Annotated in this window: 15 protein-coding genes; 11 read left to right on the top strand and 4 right to left on the bottom strand. The window is 72.0% G+C overall.

Annotated features, from left to right (window positions below):
* Positions 1-167 precede the first annotated feature (167 nt).
* The 8 genes from QOM21_RS19950 to rarD all read left to right on the top strand — a co-directional run bounded on the left by QOM21_RS19950 (position 168) and on the right by rarD (position 9,962).
* On the top strand, positions 168-1,361 hold the full coding sequence (locus tag QOM21_RS19950; protein WP_407551922.1) for a sensor histidine kinase: 1,194 nt from the start codon (positions 168-170) through the stop codon (positions 1,359-1,361).
* A gap of 210 nt (positions 1,362-1,571) precedes the next feature.
* The gene (locus tag QOM21_RS19945; RefSeq protein WP_407551921.1) at positions 1,572-2,276 is read left to right on the top strand and encodes a sensor domain-containing protein; all 705 of its coding nucleotides are present in this window, start codon (positions 1,572-1,574) and stop codon (positions 2,274-2,276) included.
* Positions 2,277-2,516: 240 nt separating this feature from the next.
* The gene (locus QOM21_RS19940; protein ID WP_407551919.1) at positions 2,517-3,410 is read left to right on the top strand and encodes a D-alanyl-D-alanine carboxypeptidase family protein; all 894 of its coding nucleotides are present in this window, start codon (positions 2,517-2,519) and stop codon (positions 3,408-3,410) included.
* Between the two features lie 298 nt (positions 3,411-3,708).
* Positions 3,709-4,368, top strand: coding sequence for a response regulator (locus QOM21_RS19935; RefSeq protein WP_407555732.1), 660 nt, complete (start codon positions 3,709-3,711; stop codon positions 4,366-4,368).
* Positions 4,369-4,662: 294 nt separating this feature from the next.
* Positions 4,663-6,615 carry a 2-oxoacid:acceptor oxidoreductase subunit alpha gene (locus QOM21_RS19930; protein WP_407551918.1) on the top strand — a complete coding sequence of 651 codons (1,953 nt, stop codon included), beginning with the start codon at positions 4,663-4,665 and terminating at the stop codon, positions 6,613-6,615.
* The gene (locus QOM21_RS19925; RefSeq protein WP_407551916.1) at positions 6,608-7,702 is read left to right on the top strand and encodes a 2-oxoacid:ferredoxin oxidoreductase subunit beta; all 1,095 of its coding nucleotides are present in this window, start codon (positions 6,608-6,610) and stop codon (positions 7,700-7,702) included. Before QOM21_RS19930 ends, QOM21_RS19925 begins: the two co-directional genes overlap by 8 nt.
* 226 nt (positions 7,703-7,928) lie before the next feature.
* Positions 7,929-8,801: an NAD(P)H-binding protein gene (locus QOM21_RS19920; RefSeq protein WP_407551915.1), complete on the top strand. Its 873-nt coding sequence runs from the start codon at positions 7,929-7,931 to the stop codon at positions 8,799-8,801.
* A gap of 111 nt (positions 8,802-8,912) precedes the next feature.
* Positions 8,913-9,962: an EamA family transporter RarD gene (gene rarD / locus QOM21_RS19915; RefSeq protein WP_407551913.1), complete on the top strand. Its 1,050-nt coding sequence runs from the start codon at positions 8,913-8,915 to the stop codon at positions 9,960-9,962.
* A gap of 30 nt (positions 9,963-9,992) precedes the next feature.
* Here the strand turns inward: rarD and QOM21_RS19910 are convergent, their stop codons facing one another.
* From QOM21_RS19910 to QOM21_RS19895, 4 genes are all read right to left on the bottom strand, one after another.
* Positions 9,993-10,859 (bottom strand): ABC transporter permease, encoded by an 867-nt coding sequence (locus QOM21_RS19910; RefSeq protein WP_407551911.1) that lies wholly within the window; start codon positions 10,857-10,859, stop codon positions 9,993-9,995.
* Positions 10,846-11,940, bottom strand: a complete 1,095-nt coding sequence (locus QOM21_RS19905) for an ABC transporter ATP-binding protein (RefSeq protein ID WP_407551909.1) — start codon at positions 11,938-11,940, stop codon at positions 10,846-10,848. The genes QOM21_RS19910 and QOM21_RS19905 overlap by 14 nt, the downstream gene beginning before the upstream one ends.
* Before the next feature lie 245 nt (positions 11,941-12,185).
* On the bottom strand, positions 12,186-13,529 hold the full coding sequence (locus QOM21_RS19900) for a LolA family protein (RefSeq protein WP_407551908.1): 1,344 nt from the start codon (positions 13,527-13,529) through the stop codon (positions 12,186-12,188).
* Between the two features lie 276 nt (positions 13,530-13,805).
* Positions 13,806-14,819, bottom strand: a complete 1,014-nt coding sequence (locus QOM21_RS19895; protein ID WP_407551906.1) for a polyprenyl synthetase family protein — start codon at positions 14,817-14,819, stop codon at positions 13,806-13,808.
* A gap of 614 nt (positions 14,820-15,433) precedes the next feature.
* Between QOM21_RS19895 and fahA the strand changes: the two genes are divergently transcribed.
* From fahA to QOM21_RS19880, 3 genes are all read left to right on the top strand, one after another.
* Positions 15,434-16,696 carry a fumarylacetoacetase gene (gene fahA, locus QOM21_RS19890; protein ID WP_407551904.1) on the top strand — a complete coding sequence of 421 codons (1,263 nt, stop codon included), beginning with the start codon at positions 15,434-15,436 and terminating at the stop codon, positions 16,694-16,696.
* Positions 16,693-17,346: a GPP34 family phosphoprotein gene (locus QOM21_RS19885; RefSeq protein WP_407551902.1), complete on the top strand. Its 654-nt coding sequence runs from the start codon at positions 16,693-16,695 to the stop codon at positions 17,344-17,346. Before fahA ends, QOM21_RS19885 begins: the two co-directional genes overlap by 4 nt.
* 300 nt (positions 17,347-17,646) lie before the next feature.
* Entirely contained in the window at positions 17,647-18,132 is a 486-nt protein-coding gene (locus QOM21_RS19880; protein ID WP_407551901.1) for a hypothetical protein, read from the top strand.
* Positions 18,133-18,148 lie beyond the last annotated feature (16 nt).

Raw genomic sequence — 18,148 nt, 5'->3', positions numbered from 1 at the left:
ACGGCGGTAACGAGATAGCCACCGGCCTGCACCAATGCCCCTTTTCCCGGCGTCGCGGACCCCGCCTCCCGGCACGGCGGCCGCGGCGCGGTGGTGGGGGAAACCCCACCCCCACCACCCCGGATACCCCATGGCACCGGCGGCCGCGGCCGGGCAATCTGGGGCCCATGACCGACAGTTCCCGGACCAGGGCCGCCGACGGCGCCGCTGACGGCACCTCACCTCCGCCGCCCCGAGCGCCCCTCGGCTCCTGGACATGGCGGGAGATCCTGCACCTGCTGACCAACTTCCCGTTGGGCGTGCTCGCGTTCGTGCTGCTGGTGGTCTGGCTCGTGCTGGGGCTCGCCCTGTCCGTCACCGTCATCGGGCTGCCGCTGCTCGCCTCGGGCCTGAAGGTGTGCCGGCAGTACGGGAAGCTGGAGCGGGGCCGGGCGCGGCGGCTGCTCGGGGTGCGGGTCGACGAGCCGAGCCCGCTGCGGCCACGGGACCGGGGATTCTTCCCCTGGCTGTGGGCCTCCCTGCAGGACTCCGTCGCGTGGCGGCACGCGCTGTTCGCCTTCGTCCGGCTGCCCTGGGCCGTCTTCACCTTCGCGGTCACGCTCGTCCTGCTCTTCGTGGGCTGGCCGACCCTGCCCTGGGTCACGCGGGGGCTGGCGAACGTCGACCGCGCGATGACCCGCGGACTGCTCTCGCCCTCCGACGGGCTGGAGCGGCGGATCGCCGAACTGGAATCGGACCGGATGACGGTCACCGACACCGCGGCGGCCGACCTGCGGCGCATCGAGCGCGATCTGCACGACGGCGCGCAGGCCCGGCTGGTGGCGCTCGCCATGGGCCTGGGCCTGGCTAAGGAGAAGCTGCTGGAGGACCCGGAATCGGCGGCGGCGATGGTCGACGAGGCGCACGGCGAGGTGAAGCTGGCGCTTCAGGAACTGCGGGACCTCGCCCGTGGCATCCATCCGGCGATCCTCACGGACCGCGGGCTGGGGCCCGCCCTGACGTCCCTGGCAGGCCGTTGCACGGTCCCGGTCACGACGTCGGTGAGCCTGGACGAGCGGCCCGCCCCCGCCATCGAGGGGATCGCGTACTTCACCGTCTCCGAGCTGCTGCAGAACGTGTCGAAGCACAGCGGGGCGGGTCAGGCGTCTGTGGAGATCCGGCGGGTCGAGGACCGGCTGCTGCTGCGGGTGGAGGACAACGGTCGCGGCGGGGCGCGCGTGGCCCGCGGCGGCGGGCTGGCCGGCCTGGCGGAGCGACTGGGGTCCGTGGACGGCCGGTTCCTGGTGCATTCGCCGTCCGGCGGGCCCACCCAAGTGACGGCGGAACTGCCGTGGCGGGCCCGGGTACCGGCGAAGGGCTGAAGGCCGCAGCATCGGCAGCGGCTGAGGTCCGAAGCGGCCGGGACGCCTGCGGGCAGGTAGGGAAAACCCCCGGAGAAGAGGGCGAAGACCCTCATGGTGCGACCTCCGGCGATCGCGGACTCTGGGCGTGTGGCAGCCGGAGCCACCGCATAGCGGCCGGCCGGAACGCGAACCAGGCCGAGTCCACCGGCCGGAACGGACGACGAGACCATGGACACCACGGACAGCACGCACAGCACATACGCACCGCAGCCCCGCGACTCCCGCGTGCCCGTGGGGCTGCGCGCCCCGTTCTCCGGGCGCACCTGGCGGGAGTTCCTCTTCCTCCTCCTCGGCCTCCCGCTGTCGGTGGTGATGTTCGGCTACGCGGTGGCGGTGATCTCGCTCGGCGCCGGCCTGCTGGTCACCTTTCTCGGCTTTCCCCTGCTGGCGGGCGGGCTGGCCGGCTGCCGGGCGCTCGGCGGTGTCGAGCGCGGCCTGGCCCGCACGCTGCTGGGGGTACGCATCGCCGGTCCGGCGCCCGTCCGCGCGACCAGGCCGGGGGCGACGGGCTGGATGGCGGCCGTGCTGAGGAGCGGGGCGTCCTGGCGGCACCTTCTCCACTCGCTCCTGCGCTTCCCCTGGGCCGTGTTCGCCTTCGTGGTCTCGGTGACCCTGTGGACCACCGGCTGGGCCATGCTGGCCTATCCGCTGTGGCGGTGGACGTTCACCGACTACCTCAGCCGGCCGGGCCTCCAGGTGTGGGGGGACGATCACGGCAACGGCAGGTACCTCGACACACCGTGGGAGGTGGGGGCCACCAGCGCGGTCGGCCTGGTGCTCGTCCTGGTGACACCGTGGGTGATCCACGGTCTGACGCAGGTCGACCGGATGATGGCCCGCGGCCTGCTCAGCGCCTCACGGCACGACGGCTGACCCCGGCACGCCCTGCCCGGATGCGACGGGCGCGCCCTGCCCGCGTCGAGGAATCGGCGGGCCCGGCACCCCACCGCTCCCCCGGCCGTCGACGGCGCCGCGTAGGGCGTTCACGTGGATCTTGTCCTCGACCGGATGAAGATGCGGTCACGAAGCGCATCCATCGGCGCCGTTTACGCGTCTCAAGGGTGAAGCGGATTCTCATGTGTCCGCACTGCAGGGGCGTTTGGAGCATTTACGTTGAAAATCGGCAATAAGGGCTTTCGCCGCGTATCTGCGGTAGTCGTCACCGCGGGAGCCGTGCTGGCGGCGGGGGCGTTCGCCGCGCCGGCACAGGCCGCCACGGTCACGCCGCCCACGATCGTCGCCAAGGGCGGCTTCGTGATGAACAACGGCACCGGCAAGACCCTCTACACCAAGGCGGCGGACACCCGCCGTTCCACCGGCTCCACCACCAAGATCATGACGGCCCGGGTGGTGCTCGCGCAGAGCAACCTCAACCTGGACTCCAAGGTCACGATCCAGAAGGCGTACAGCGACTACATCGTCAACAACAACTGGGCCTCGTCGGCCCGGCTGATCGTGGGCGACAAGGTCACCGTGCGACAGCTGCTGTACGGGCTGATGCTCCCGTCCGGCTGCGACGCGGCCTACGCGCTCGCCGACAAGTTCGGCAGCGGGTCCACGCGGGCCGCGCGCGTGAAGTCCTTCATCGGCAAGATGAACAGCACCGCCAAGACCCTGGGCCTGAAGAACACCCACTTCGACTCGTTCGACGGCATCGGCCAGGGCTCGAACTACTCGACGCCGCGCGATCTGACCAAGCTCGCGAGCAGCGCGATGAAGTACTCCACCTTCCGCACGGTCGTGAAGACGAAGACGACCAAGCAGAAGGTCGTGACGAAGAGCGGCGGCTACCGCTACATGCCGTGGGAGAACACCAACGGCCTGCTCGGCAGCTACTCCGGCGCCATCGGCGTCAAGACCGGCTCCGGCCCGGAGGCCAAGTACTGCCTGGTCTTCGCCGCCACGCGGAACGGCAAGACGGTCATCGGCACCGTCCTCACCTCCTCCTCGGTGGCCAACCGCACGTCGGACGCGAAGAAGCTGATGGACTACGGCTTCAAGAAGTAGTCCCGGAAGCCGTCCCGCCGCCGAAAGCGCCGGCTGACGAATCCCGGCGCACGAGGCGGTCCGGACGACGGACGCACGAGGGCCCGCTCGCGACACCCGGTCACGAGCGGGCCCTCCGCCGTGTCGTCGAGCCCCTCTCCGCCGTCCCGGCTCGCCCCCCCCGGACGCCCATCCCGCCCCCTGCACCCCAATTCGCCTCACCCGCCCCACCCGCGTCCGCATCCTGAAATGCTGAGGCCGTCCGGGCGCAGCTTCGAAAGACGCGGGGGATCGGTTCGTGGAACACGTGGAACGCGCGGTGCGGGTGGTCATCGCCGAGGACTCGGTGCTGCTGCGGGAGGGTCTGACCCGGCTGCTCACCGACCGGGGGCACGATGTCGTGGCGGGCGTGGGCGACGGCGAGGCGCTGATCAGGACGATCGGGGAGCTGGCGGCCGCGGGGGCGCTGCCGGACGTGGTGGTCGCGGACGTACGGATGCCGCCGACGCACACCGACGAGGGGGTGCGCGCCGCGATCCGGCTGCGCCGGGACCACCCGGATCTCGGCGTCCTGGTGCTCTCCCAGTACGTCGAGGAGCAGTACGCCACCGAGCTGCTGGCCGGATCGAGCCGGGGCATCGGCTACCTCCTCAAGGACCGCGTGGCCGAGGTCCGGGAGTTCGTGGACGCGGTCGCGCGGGTGGCGGGAGGCGGCACCGCGCTGGACCCGGAGGTGGTGGCGCAGCTGCTCGGCCGCAGCCGCAAGCAGGACGTACTGGCCAAGCTGACCCCCCGGGAGCGGGAGGTGCTGGGGCTGATGGCCGAGGGGCGGACGAACTCGGCGGTCGCCCGGCAGCTGGTGGTCAGCGACGGTGCGATCGAGAAGCACGTCAGCAATATCTTCCTGAAACTGGGCCTGTCCCAGAGTGACGGGGATCACCGCCGGGTCCTCGCCGTACTCACCTACCTCAGGTCATGACCTGCTGACAGGCTGTCAGTAGTGCAGGCCGGGGGACCGCCGGAAGAGGACCAGGACGCGGGACCCAGAACCAACGGAGGAGTCCGGAGCGTCTTGAAGAAGAGGGGACGAGGGGGATGATTTCATGACAAATAAGGACGAATTTGCGTCTCATATTGACGTCCAATATGTGATCGGCCCAGGGAAGGACACCCTTACCCACGTACGATGCAGCGGGGACAACCAGTCGGTACGACACGTCCCAGGCCCTGCCTCCGGCGGGGACGCCCCACGCCTCGAGGGAGGTCCGAAGCAGTGACGAGCCAGGTCAGTAGCCCAGCCGAGCAGGCCGACGGAGCGCTTGTCGGGGAGCAGCGCTCATCCGGGGACGGCGGCGGAGGCAAGGAAGTCCGCCGGCTGGACCGTGTCATCATCCGGTTCGCGGGCGACTCCGGTGACGGTATGCAGCTCACCGGCGACCGGTTCACCTCCGAGACGGCGACCTTCGGCAACGACCTGTCGACGCTGCCGAACTTCCCCGCCGAGATCCGGGCCCCTGCCGGCACCCTGCCGGGCGTCTCCAGCTTCCAGCTGCACTTCGCGGACCACGACATCCTCACGCCCGGTGACGCGCCCAACGTGCTGGTCGCGATGAACCCCGCCGCCCTCAAGGCGAATCTCGCCGATGTGCCCCGCGGCGCGGACATCATCGTGAACACCGACGAGTTCACCAAGCGCCCCATGGCGAAGGTCGGCTACGCGACCAGCCCGCTGGAGGACGGCTCGCTGGAGGCGTACCACGTCCACCCGGTGCCGCTGACGACGCTGACGATCGAGGCGCTGAAGGACTTCGGGCTCTCCCGCAAGGAGGCCGAGCGCAGCAAGAACATGTTCGCGCTCGGCCTGCTGTCGTGGATGTACCACCGGCCGACGGAGGGCACCGAGAAGTTCCTGCGGGCGAAGTTCGCCAAGAAGCCGGACATCGCGGAGGCGAATGTCGCCGCGTTCCGCGCGGGCTGGAACTTCGGCGAGACCACCGAGGACTTCGCGGTCTCCTACGAGGTCGCACCGGCCACGAAGGCGTTCCCCACCGGCACGTACCGCAACATCTCCGGCAACCTGGCGCTGTCCTACGGGCTCGTCGCCGCGGGCAAGCAGGCGGACCTGCCGGTGTACCTGGGCTCGTACCCGATCACCCCGGCCTCCGACATCCTGCACGAGCTGTCCAAGCACAAGAACTTCGGTGTGCGGACGTTCCAGGCGGAGGACGAGATCGCGGCCATCGGGGCGGCGCTGGGCGCCGCGTTCGGGGGGCAGCTCGCGGTCACCACGACGTCCGGCCCGGGTGTCGCGCTGAAGTCGGAGACCATCGGGCTCGCGGTGTCGCTGGAGCTGCCGCTGCTCGTGGTCGCCATCCAGCGCGGCGGCCCCTCGACGGGCCTGCCGACCAAGACCGAGCAGGCCGACCTCCTCCAGGCGATGTACGGGCGCAACGGCGAGGCGCCGGTGCCGATCGTGGCCCCGCGGACGCCCGCCGACTGCTTCGACGCGACCCTGGACGCGGCCCGTATCGCGCTCACGTACCGCACCCCGGTCTTCCTGCTCTCCGACGGCTACCTGGCCAACGGCTCCGAGCCGTGGCGGATCCCCGACATCGACGAACTGCCCGATCTTCGCGTCCAGTTCGCCTCCGGCCCCAACCACCAGCTGGCGGACGGCACCGAGGTCTTCTGGCCCTACAAGCGCGACGAGCAGACCCTGGCCCGCCCCTGGGCGGTGCCGGGCACACCGGGCCTGGAGCACCGCATCGGCGGTATCGAGAAGCAGGACGGCACCGGCAACATCTCCTACGACCCCGCCAACCACGACTTCATGGTGCGCACCCGCCAGGCGAAGGTGGACGGCATCGAGGTGCCCGACGTCGAGGTCGACGATCCGGCGGACGCGACCGGCGAGGGCGCCGACACCCTTGTCCTGGGCTGGGGTTCGACCTACGGCCCGATCACCGCGGCGGTACGGCGCGTAAGGGGCGCGGGGGAGCGCATCGCGCAGGCCCATCTGCGCCATCTCAACCCCTTCCCGCGGAATCTCGGGGAGGTCCTGGCGCGTTACGACAAGGTGATCGTGCCGGAGATGAACCTCGGACAGCTCGCCACACTGCTGCGCGCCAAGTACCTCGTGGACGCGCGCTCGCACACCCAGGTCAGCGGCATGCCGTTCAAGGCCGAGCAGCTCGCGGAGGTCTTTAAGGAGGCCATCAATGACTGAGACGATCGCGGAGAGCTCCTCGAAGATCGAGGCACTCTCCCTGGTGCCCAAGGCCGACGCCAAGCAGTCCATGAAGGACTTCAAGTCCGATCAGGAAGTGCGCTGGTGCCCCGGCTGCGGTGACTACGCCGTCCTCGCCGCCGTGCAGGGCTTCATGCCCGAACTCGGCCTGGCGAAGGAGAACATCGTCTTCGTCTCCGGCATCGGCTGCTCCTCCCGCTTCCCGTACTACATGAACACCTACGGGATGCACTCCATCCACGGCCGCGCCCCGGCCATCGCCACCGGCCTGGCGTCCTCGCGGCGCGACCTGTCCGTCTGGGTCGTCACCGGCGACGGCGACGCGCTGTCCATCGGCGGCAACCACCTCATCCACGCCCTGCGGCGCAACGTCAACCTCAAGATCCTGCTGTTCAACAACCGGATCTACGGGCTGACCAAGGGCCAGTACAGCCCCACCTCCGAGGTCGGCAAGATCACCAAGTCGACGCCGATGGGCTCGCTCGACGCGCCGTTCAACCCGGTCTCGCTGGCGATCGGCGCCGAGGCGTCCTTCGTCGCCCGCACCGTCGACTCCGACCGCAAGCACCTCACCTCGGTGCTGCGCGAGGCCGCCGCCCATCCGGGGACGGCGCTGGTGGAGATCTACCAGAACTGCAACATCTTCAACGACGGCGCGTTCGAGGCCCTCAAGGACAAGGAGCGGGCCGAGGAAGCCGTCATCCGCCTGGAGCACGGCCAGCCGATCCGCTTCGGTGCGCTCGCTCCCGACGGCTTCGGCTCCAAGGGCGTCGTCCGCGACCCCGCCACCGGCGACCTCAAGGTCATCGACGTACGGGAGGAGGGCGCCGGCGGTGTGCTGGTGCACGACGCCCACAACCCCTCGCCCACCACCGCGTTCGCCCTCTCGCGGCTGGCCGACCCCGACACCCTGCACCACACCCCCATCGGTGTGCTGCGCAGCGTCGACCGGCCGGTCTACGACACGCTGATGTCCGACCAGCTCGACTCCGCCATCGAGCAGAAGGGCAAGGGCGACCTCGCCTCCCTGCTGGCCGGAAACGACACCTGGACGGTCGTCGGCTGACCGAGGATCCCCTTCGCGACGCCTACGGGTGTCCGGCAGGACAGCGCCCGCATCGCGCTCTCCTTAACCGGGCACCCGTTCGTCGTGCGCGGAGCGCTGCCGGCGGGCGCGGGAACGGCCGCATCGATCCGTCCGGCGGGGCGGGGGCGACAGGTGCGGCGCGTCTCTTCTGCGGCCGGACGGCGAGTGCGATGCTGGCGGCTTCCACTCCGCCTGGGGGTTGCACATGCCCATCGTCGTCGCCGGCGCCACCGGGGCCCTCGGCCGGCTCGTCATCGACGCGCTGCTGGACCGGTCGGCGGCGGACGAGATCGTCGCGGTCGCCCGCGACCGGGCCAGGGCCGCGGACCTCGCGGCCCGCGGCGTCGACGTACGGATCGCCGACTACCGCAGGCCCGAGACGCTCCAGGACGTCTTCTCGGCCGGCGACCGGGCGCTGCTCATCTCCGGGAACGAGGCCGGGCAGCGCGTCGGCCGGCACCGCGCGGTCATCGACGCCGCCCGGGAGGCCCGCGTCGGGCTGCTCGCCTACACCAGCATCCTGGGCGGGCCGACGGCCACCTTCCGCATCGCCGAGGAGCACATCGCCACCGAGCAGGCGCTGCTCGCGTCCGGAGTGCCCTACAGCCTGCTGCGCAACGGCTGGCACCACGAGAACTACACCGGCGCGCTCGCCACCACCCTGAAGACCGGAGCGGTGGTCGGCAGCGCCGGCGGCGGGCGGGTGGCCACCGCCGCGCGCCGGGACTACGCCGAGGCGGCCGCCGCCGTCCTCACGGGCAGCGGCCACGAGAGGTCCGTCCACGAGCTGAGCGGGGACACCGCGTGGACGATGGCCGAGTACGCGGCCGAGGTGTCCCGGCAGACGGGACGGGAGATCCGCTACCAGGATCTGCCGCAGGAACGGTACGCCGCGCTGCTGATCGACTCGGGTGTGCCGGCGATGGGCGCGCAGCTGGCCGCCGACGCGGACGCCGGGATCGCCCGCGGCGAGCTGGGCTCCACCCCCGGCGACCTGTCCCGTCTGCTCGGCCGCCCGACCACACCCATCGCCGAGGCGATCGCCGAGGCGCTCAAGGACCTGCCGGCGCAGAGCTGACGCGCTCCCGCCCCGCCCCGGAGGTCATGACCGTATTTCTTTACGGGCATGACAGGAACGCCGGACGACGCTACCTTTCACAGGTCGACGCAGCGCCACCGGGAGGGCCCCTTGCAGCTTCGAAGCGATCAGCGCACAGGACTCGCCTACGGCTTCGCCGCGTACGGCATGTGGGGACTGCTGCCGCTCTACTGGCACCTGCTGGACGCGGCCTCGCCGTCGGAGATCCTCGCCCACCGCATGGCGTGGTCCCTGCCCGTCGCCGTCATCATCCTGACCGTGCTGCGCCGCTGGGCCTGGATACGCCCGCTCCTGCGCCGCCCCGGACGGCTCGGGCTGATCCTGGTCTGCGCCTGCGTCATCTCGGTGAACTGGTTCCTCTACATCTGGGCGGTCAACGCCGGGCACGTCCTGGAAGCCTCCCTGGGCTACTTCATCAACCCGCTGGTCAGCATCGCGTTCGGCGTGCTGGTGCTGCGCGAGCGCCTGCGGCCGCTGCAGTGGACGGCCGTCGGCGTCGGCACCACCGCCGTCGTCGTGATGACCGTCGCCTACGGCAAGGTGCCCTGGATCGCGCTCGGACTGGCCTTCTCGTTCGCCACGTACGGGCTGGTCAAGAAGGGCATCAAGCTCGACGGCATCGAGGGCTTCAGCGCCGAGACGGCGCTCCAGCTGCTGCCGGCCCTGGGCATCCTGTTCTTCCTCGGCAGCCGTGGCGAGTCCAGCTTCACCAGCGGCGGCGTGGGCCAGTCGCTGCTCCTCGCGGCCTGCGGCATCGCGACCGCCGTGCCGCTGATCTGCTTCGGCGCCGCGGCGGTGCGGCTGCCGCTGACGACGCTCGGGATGCTGCAGTATCTGGCGCCGACGTTCCAGTTCGTCCTCGGACTGACGGTCTTCCACGAGGAGATGCCGCCCGAGCGCTGGGCCGGATTCGCCCTGGTGTGGCTGGCGCTTTCGGTGCTGACGTTCGACGCGCTGCGGACCGCCCGGCGCGGTCGCAGCGCCCTCACCGCGGCCGGCGCGCGGGCCGGCGAGGCAGCCGCGGAGGCGGCACAAGCGGCAGCGCAGGCAGCGGCGGCTCAGGGCGCGGTGGAGGCGACCGTGCTGGAGACACCGCAGCAGGCCCCGGAGGCCCCCACGGGGCCCGCCGCCAAGCCCTGACGGCGGGTCGCGGTTCGCCTCCCGGCCCCGCTAGACCGTGACGTCCCGGGTGGTGAACCGCGCCCAGGCCGCCGAGCCGAAGAGCGCGGCGTACAGCGCCTGGAGCCCGAGGTTCTTCTGCAACTGGTCCCAGTAGACGGGGTCGCGCAGCAGATCCGCGAAGGACAGCCAGTAGTGCGGGAAGAGATACGGCTGCAGGGACCCCAACTGCGGGACGGTGTCCAGGAGCTGCACCGTGATCAGCAGCCCGACCGTGGTCGCCATCGCCGCGATGCCGCTGTGGGTGAGCGTCGAGACGAACAGGCCGATGGCGGCCACCCCGATGAGCGAGAGCGCCACCACTCCCGCCATCGCCAGCGCGCGCAGCAGCCCCTCACCGAAGGACACGGTCGCACCGGAGAGCAGGGTCACCTCGCCCAGAGGAAAGAGCAACGCGCCGGTCAGCAGCGCCGACAGGGCCACGACCAGCGCGCCCACCAGGCAGAAGGCCATCGTCGCGGCGTACTTGACCAGCAGCAGGCGGGTGCGTCCCGAGGGGGCGACGAGGAGGTAGCGCAGCGTTCCGCTGCCGGCCTCGCCCGCGATCGAGTCGCCCGCGATCACCCCGATGGCCATCGGCAGGAAGAGCGGCATCGTCGCCGCCAGCGAGGTGAAGACGAGGAAGAGGCCGTTGTTGGTGATCTGCGAGAGGAACGCCGGGCCTCCCCCGCCCCCCACGGAGCCGCCGGCGCCGGTCTCGATCTTCACGGCGATACCGATCAGGACCGGGACGCCCGCCAGTACGGCGAGCAGCACCAGGGTGCGCGCCCGCCGGAAGGTCATCCCGATCTCGCTCCGCAGCAGCCCCAGCGACCACAGCGGTCGGGGGCGGTAGAGAACCGCCTCAGCCTGCGACATCGAAGCCCTCTCCGGTCAGATGCACGAAGACGTCCTCCAGCGAGGCGCGGTCGGCGCCGAACGCACGCACGCGTACCCCGGCGTGGACGAGCGCGGCATTGAGGTCGGCGAGTTCGAGAGGGGTCTCGGTTCTCCGGCGTGGGTCCGGGCCCCCGGCCTGCCCCGGCAGACCGGGCAGACCGGCCGCCGTCGGCAGCTCACCGGTCACCCGGTCGTCGGCGACCTGGACACCCCGCACGCCGTGTTCCTTCAGGACCCGGACCGCGTCGGCGGTGTCGGGCGTCGTCACCGTCAGCGTGCCGGGGCCGCGCGGTTCCGGCACCGTGGCGGAGAGCTCGGCGACCGTGCCCTGGGTGACCAGCCGGCCGCGGGACATCACGGCGGCATGGGTGCAGACCTGCTCGATCTCGTCGAGGAGGTGGGAGGAGAGGAAGACGGTGGTGCCGTCCGCCGCCAGCTCCCGGACCAGGGTGCGGATCTCCCGCATGCCCTGGGGGTCGAGGCCGTTGGTCGGCTCGTCGAGGACCAGCAGCTCCCGGGGCTGGAGCAGGGCCGCGGCCAGGCCGAGCCGCTGCTTCATGCCGAGGGAGTAGGCGCGGGCCTTCTTGCCCGCCGCGGCGGCAAGTCCCACCCGCTCCAGCGCCAGCCCCACCCGCTGCCTGCGGGTGCGGGGGTCGGCGGTCGGGTCGGCGGCGTCGAAGCGCAGCAGATTGCCGCGGCCGCTGAGGAAGCCGTAGAGGGCCGGTCCCTCGATGAGGGCGCCGACCCGGGGCAGGACCAGGCGGCCGGCGTCGGGCATCGGGTGGCCGAGCACCCGGGCGTGGCCCGCGGTCGGTTCGATAAGCCCCATCAGCATGCGGATGGTGGTGGTCTTGCCCGACCCGTTGGGGCCGAGGAAGCCGAAGACGCTGCCGCGCGGTACGGCGAGGTCCAGGCCGTCGACGGCGAGCGTGCCGCCGCGGTAGGACTTGGTCAGCCCGCGCGTCTCGATCACCCGTTCCTCGGCCGGCTGCTGTTGCGCGGGCACGGATTCACTGGCCTGCGGACGGGCGCGGGCGCCTGCGTAGGGCGGCTGTGTCATCGGCTCCCCCTCGTCATGGGCGTGGCGTACGGCGTGCCTGCGAGGTGCACCGCCCGCGGGCGCCGTACGGGGCGGGCCCGGTGTGACGGCCCACCCGGCTCATCCTGCCGCAGGATCGTCCGGTGCCCGGCGCACCGGAGCTCCGGCGCGCCGGGCCGTCCCCCGGGGAGCCGCGCGGGCTCCCCGGCTGCTCCTTCCGCCGGGACACGGCGGCGGCCCTGGTGCGCCAGGGCCGCCGGTGTCCGCTACTTGGCGGCGTCGGCCGCCGCGATCAGGGACTCCTTGTCGACGGCACCGACGTAGATCGTGCCGTCGTCCGTGACCAGCGCGTTGACCAGGCGGGTGCTGAAGACCCGGCCGGAGCCGAAGTCGCCGGACACCTTCTCGCCGATGCTGTCCAGGAACTTGCCCGCGTCCCCGGCCTCACCCTGGTCCTTGCCGGAGGGCAGCCCGGCGCCGGCACCCTTGATCGTGGCGATCGAGGTCCAGCCCTTGCCGATGACCTCCGGTCCGCCGGCGTCCTTCAGGTCCTTGCCCTGGGGGCCGTGGTTGCCCGGCGTGAGGTCCTTGCCCGGCGCGCCGTGCTTGCCCGGTGCACGGTCCTTGCCGCCCGGGTGGCCGGCGGCACCGGCCTTCTCCTTCGCGGCCTCCTTTGCCGCGTCCTTGGCGGCGTCCTCGGCGTTGACCACCTTCGCGCCCTTGGGCGGCGTGAAGGCGAAGGTGCTCGCGTCGGGCCGGGCGAAGTCGACGTTGGTGTAGCCGACGTCGATCACCGCCGCGCCACCGCTCTTGGGGGTGAGGGTGAACTTCAGCGGCACGCCGTTGTCCGCGTCCACGGCGATCCGGATCGCACCGATCGTCGAGCCGGCCTGCTTGGGCTTGATGGACAGCTGGTAGGCGTCCCGCCCGGCGACCTTCGCCGTGCCGTCGACCTTCACCGACGTGGTGTCACCCGCCGCCTTCAGGGCCTCCTTGGCGAGGTCCTGCGGGGTGGCGTGCTGCAACCCCTGCGGGAGGTCCTTGGGCATGCCTCCGGGCAGGCCGTGCCGCTTGCCGCGCTCGGTGCCGCCGGGCGCCTTGCGGTGCATGACGGTGTTGCTGCCGCTGTCGTACGCCCAGACCTCGTCGCCGTTGTGGATGAGGCTGTACTCGGCGGCCTGACCGACGATCGACACCCGCTGCTTCTCGGGCCCGTCGGCGGCGACGCGCAGGGTGTGCGCACCGGACGCCAGCTCCAGCAGCTTCGCCTGCGGGTCGGCGGACGCGCTGCTCTTGCCCCGGTCGCCGGAGCCGCCGAAGCCGCCGGGGATGCCACCGCCGGGCAGCGACGGCAGGCCCAGATCCGCGCTGACCCGGACCGTGCCGGACAGCTGCCGGACATCGGACTTCGCCATCTTCGCTATCAGTTCCTGCGCCGAGATCTGCGGCAGCTCGGGAGAACCTCCGGCGAACGCCGGGACCAGCCCGATCGTCGCCGCCGCCAGCCCCGCCACCGCGGCCGGCACGGCGTACCGGACCGCCTTACGGCGCCTGGGGGAGCGCCCCTCGCCCCACTCGTCGGTGACCTCGGTCGGTTCGTTCCGTGGCATCTGCCCTACCTCCGTCGTATGCGGCGGCTGCTGCGCTGTGCACTCGTCCACCCTCGGGCTCATGGTGGCCCGTCCGCCGCGTTGTGGTGTTCTCCATCCCACCAAATGCAACGGCGCATGGCGTCAGCCCGCGGGTGCAACTCGTCCTACTGCTGAGGGATGACGCCGGGTCACCGCACGGCGTAGCCCGTACGACTGGAGACTGCTCATTCCCTAGGGGATGACCAGGACATCACGGAGAATCCGGCAACGCGGGGAAATCGGCACCGACACAGGTCACCCCGCGCGGTGCACCACCGCGTCGCACAGACCTTCGAGGGCCGCCTTGGCCGTGCACGCCGGCAGCGGGGCCAGCGTCGCGCGGGCCTCCTCGGCGTAGCGCACGGTGTCCCGGCGGGCCTGCTCCAGCGCCGGGTGGGCGCGCAGCCCGGCCAGCGCCTCGGCGTGCCGGGCGTCGTCGGTGAGGTCGCCCGCCAGCAGCTCGCACAGCGCGCGGTCCTCGGAGGTGCCCTGGTCGCTCTCGGCCCGCGCGCGCAGATGCAGCACCGGCAGTGTCGGCACGCCCTCGCGCAGGTCCGTGCCGGGCGTCTTGCCGGACTCGTGCGAGTCACTGGCGATGTCCAGGACGTCGTCGGCCAGCTGGAACGCCGTACCGAGCCGTTCGCCGTACTGGGTGAGGATGTTGACCGTGGACTCCTCGGCGCCCGACATCATCGCGCCGAAGCGGCACGCGACGGCGACCAGCGAGCCGGTCTTGCCGGCGAGGACGTCGAGGTAGTGGTCGACGGGGTCGCGGCCGTCGCGCGGTCCCGCGGTCTCCAGGATCTGCCCGGTCACCAGGCGCTCGAACGCCTCGGCCTGGATCCGGACCGCCTCGGGACCGAGGTCGGCGAGGATGTGGGAGGCGCGCGCGAACAGGAAGTCGCCGGTCAGGACCGCGAGCGAGTTGCCCCAGCGGGCGTTGGCGCTGGCCACACCACGGCGCACATCGGCCTCGTCCATCACGTCGTCGTGATAGAGCGTCGCCAGGTGCGTCAGCTCCACGACGACGGCCGAGGGCACCACGCCGGGCGTGTAGGGGTCACCGAATTGCGCGGCCAGCATCACCAGCAGCGGACGGAACCGCTTGCCTCCCGCGCGCACGAGATGCTGCGCGGCTTCGGTGATGAACGGCACGTCACTCTTGGTGGCCTCCAGCAGGCCCTCCTCGACAGCCGCCAACCCGGCCTGGACATCGGCCTCAAGAGCCTGGTCCCGCACGCTCAGCCCGAAGGGCCCGACGACGGTCACGAGGGGTACTCCTGTCTGCTGACGATCAAACGGAATGTCGATCTGTCGCTGTCTCCACCATTGGTCAGCGTATCCGGTCCCAGTTCGATCACCGTGAGCGCCCGCCCCTCGAACCACCTCGGAAGCAACCGACCACGGGGCCGGAATGTTCTTGATCACCTATTGATGCGGATTTGCCGTACGCGGGACGAGGCGGCAAGGCCACCATGGCCCCCAGGAGTCCCTGCTGTCACGCCGGTGCCCGAGGACCGGACTGCCGTTTGGACCCTGCCTTCTTCGGCCATCCTCGCTGATGGCCCACCCACCGCACAGAGGCGGGGGTGCCTGCGCTTCCCCCGCGCGCGCAGGGCTTTCGCAACGTATCGGGCAGCACGCGTACGGCCCCTGCCCTGCCGGGTTTTCCGGACATTGCGCCGACATGGGGCACGGCGTACCGGCCACCTTGCCCACTGCCCGGTTCGTCCGTCCACAGGCCGCCCCGCGACGCCCCGCCCGCCCGTACGCTGAGCCTCGGACGGGCCGGCCCTGGCCGGCCCGCCGACCGCCCGGCCAGGACACCCGAACCCCGGCCGGCCCGGCCGCCCACCGGCGACGACGCACGCGAGGAGCTGTCCATGCCCGAGCAGAGCCCGTTCGACCTGGCGGAAGGCGATCCCTTCGGCCCGCACACCCTGCCCTACGGCGTGTTCAGCACCGCCGACGCACCCGAGCGGCGCCGCCTCGGCGTCCGCTACGGCAGCCACGTCCTCGACCTGAGCGCGCTCTCCGGCGCCGTCCTCACCCCGCACGCCGAGCTGCTCGCCGCGCCGACGCTCAACCCGCTGCTGGCCGCCGGCCGCACCGCCTGGCAGGAGGTCCGCGCCACCGTCCGCGGCGCCCTGACCGACCCCGCGCACCGCCCCGCCGTCGCCCCGCTCCTGCACCCGCTGGACGACGTCACCCTGCACCTCCCCTTCGAGGTCGCCGACTACGTCGACTTCTACGCCAGCGAGCACCACGCCACGAACGTCGGCCGGATCTTCCGCCCGGACGGCGAGGCGCTCACCCCCAACTGGAAGCACCTGCCGATCGGTTACCACGGCCGCTCCGGCACCGTCGTCGTCACCGGCACCCCGGTGGTGCGCCCCAACGGCCAGCGCAAGGCCCCGGCGGATCCGGCTCCGTCCTTCGGCCCCTCCGCCCGCCTGGACATCGAGGCCGAGGTCGGGTTCGTCGTGGGCGCCCCGTCCGCCCTCCACGAGCCGGTCGGCCTCGACGCCTTCCGCGACCACGTCTTCGGCGTCTGCCTCGTCAACGACTGGTCCGCGCGCGACATCCAGGCGTGGGAGTACGTGCCGCTCGGCCCCTTCCTCGGCAAGTCCTTCGCGACGTCCGTCTCCGCCTGGATCACGCCCCTCGACGCCCTCGACGAGGCCCGGACCCCGCCGCCCGCCCGGGACTTCCCGCTGCTGCCCTACCTCGACGACGCGGACACGGAACCGGGCGGACTCGATCTGCGCATCGAGGTGACCGTCAACGGCGAGACCGTCTCGCGCCCGCCCTTCTCCGCCATGTACTGGACGGCCGCCCAGCAGCTCGCCCATATGACGGTCAACGGCGCCTCGCTGCGCACCGGCGATCTGTTCGCCTCCGGCACGGTCTCCGGGCCGGAGCCCGACCAGCTGGGCTGCCTCCTCGAACTCACCCAGGGCAAGGGCCCCTACCTCCAGGACGGCGACGAGGTCACGCTCACGGCCTGGGCACCGGGCCCCGACGGCGCCCGGATCGGCCTCGGCGAGGTCACCGGCCGGGTCCTGCCCGCACCGGCTCCCGGGGCGGACGCGGCCGGGCCCGCCGGATCGGCCGGGCGGCGCACCCCGGCCCCCGAAGCGACGTGACGGGCACCGCGCCGCCTCCCCTCACCCTCGCCGAGGAACTGCTGCTGCTGGCGTGGGACCCGGTCCGCGGCAGGCCCGTGATCCGGCAGGCGTATCTGGGGTACGGCCTGGCCGGCGCCGCGCTGGCCGATCTGGAGGCCGCCGGCCGGGTCACCGTCGAGCGCGGCGACCGTATAGCCGTCACCGCACCGCTGCCGCTGAACGATCCGGTGCTGGACGCGGCGCTGACGGCCCTCCCCGGGCCCGCGAAGCGCAACGGCGTACGCGCCCACCGGTGGGTCCGCCGCATGGGCAGGTCCGCCCAGGGGCTGTGCCTGCGGCGGCTGGAGGAGCGCGGCGCGCTGCGCAGAGAGGCCCGGCGCGCCCTGGGCCTCTTCCCGCACACCCGCTACCCGGCCGGCCCGGTGGACCATCTCGGCCCGGCACACGCCCGCTTCCGGGCCGCGGTCGAGGCCGGCCTCCCCGACCACCGCGCGCGCCTCCTCGCGGCCCTGGCCTCGGCGACCGGCCTGGACGCGAAGCTGCTGCCCGGCAGCGGCTTCCGGCCCCTGCGCCGCGACCTCAAGCGTCTGGGCAAGGAGGTGTGGACGGTGCGGGCGGTGCACCGCGCCGTCCAGGAGGACAAGAACTCCGCGAACGCCGGGGGATAGCGGGAACGGCCGCAGAGGCGGCGGGCTACGGCCGAGCGGGGCGGGAGGCGCCAGGGGGACACGGCCTGTGGGACGGTGCCCCACGGGCGCCGCGATCGGAGTGGCTGCCGGGCAGGACCGGTGCGGCCCACGGCCGGGCCCCGCCCGTTTCGTCCCACGCGTCGTCCCACCACGTCACAGCCGGACACCAACTCCGTACCGGCGCTGCCGCAACCCGCCGCGCACCCGCTCACCACCGCCCCGGGCCGGGGTCCGGCTGCTAGCCTCACGTCTCCCTGTCCCACAACGGAGGAGACGTACGTGCGCAAGGCAGCACAGTTCGCCGGGGCGGCCGCCATCGCCGCGATGCTGCTCAGCGGTTGCGGAAGCAGCGGCGACAACGGCAAGGAGAGCGCTCCGAGCAAGCAGCCGGAGGCCGGAACGTCGACTCCGGACAGCGACAAGCCCGCGGACAGCAAGACGATCGAGGGCGCCTGGACGACGAAGTCGGCGGACGGGCAGCTCATCCTCGCCATCAGCAAGGGCACCGTCGCGCTCAGCAACGGCCACAAGGCGGCCTGCATCGGCAAGATCCAGGAGATGGCCGGGATGACCATGGCGGCCCTCAAGTGCACCGACGGGGACACCACCCGCACCATGGGCACGCTCAAGTCCGGCTCCGACGGCAACAGCCTGACGATCAACTGGAAGAACGGCCCCACCGAGAAGTACACCAAGTCCACCGACGGCAAGGTGAAGATCCCGGACATGCCGCAGCTGCCCAGCGGCGTGCCCGACGGCAGCTGACCCGCACCGACGGCAA

The organism is Streptomyces sp. Pv4-95 (assembly GCF_045782725.1).
Taxonomy (GTDB): Bacteria; Actinomycetota; Actinomycetes; order Streptomycetales; family Streptomycetaceae; genus Streptomyces.
The sequence above is the reverse complement of the archived record's forward strand: the minus strand, read 5'-3'. Positions and strand labels throughout refer to the sequence as shown.

What these genes read in the sequence shown, in the direction of transcription:
- QOM21_RS19950 (WP_407551922.1), top strand. Translation starts at nt 168, where the DNA reads ATGACCGACAGTTCCCGGACCAGGGCCGCCGACGGCGCCGCTGACGGC.
- QOM21_RS19945 (WP_407551921.1), top strand. Translation starts at nt 1,572, where the DNA reads ATGGACACCACGGACAGCACGCACAGCACATACGCACCGCAGCCCCGC.
- QOM21_RS19925 (WP_407551916.1), top strand. Translation starts at nt 6,608, where the DNA reads ATGACTGAGACGATCGCGGAGAGCTCCTCGAAGATCGAGGCACTCTCC.
- QOM21_RS19920 (WP_407551915.1), top strand. Translation starts at nt 7,929, where the DNA reads ATGCCCATCGTCGTCGCCGGCGCCACCGGGGCCCTCGGCCGGCTCGTC.
- QOM21_RS19910 (WP_407551911.1), bottom strand. Translation starts at nt 10,859, where the DNA reads ATGTCGCAGGCTGAGGCGGTTCTCTACCGCCCCCGACCGCTGTGGTCG.
- QOM21_RS19905 (WP_407551909.1), bottom strand. Translation starts at nt 11,940, where the DNA reads ATGACACAGCCGCCCTACGCAGGCGCCCGCGCCCGTCCGCAGGCCAGT.
- QOM21_RS19900 (WP_407551908.1), bottom strand. Translation starts at nt 13,529, where the DNA reads ATGCCACGGAACGAACCGACCGAGGTCACCGACGAGTGGGGCGAGGGG.
- fahA (WP_407551904.1), top strand. Translation starts at nt 15,434, where the DNA reads ATGCCCGAGCAGAGCCCGTTCGACCTGGCGGAAGGCGATCCCTTCGGC.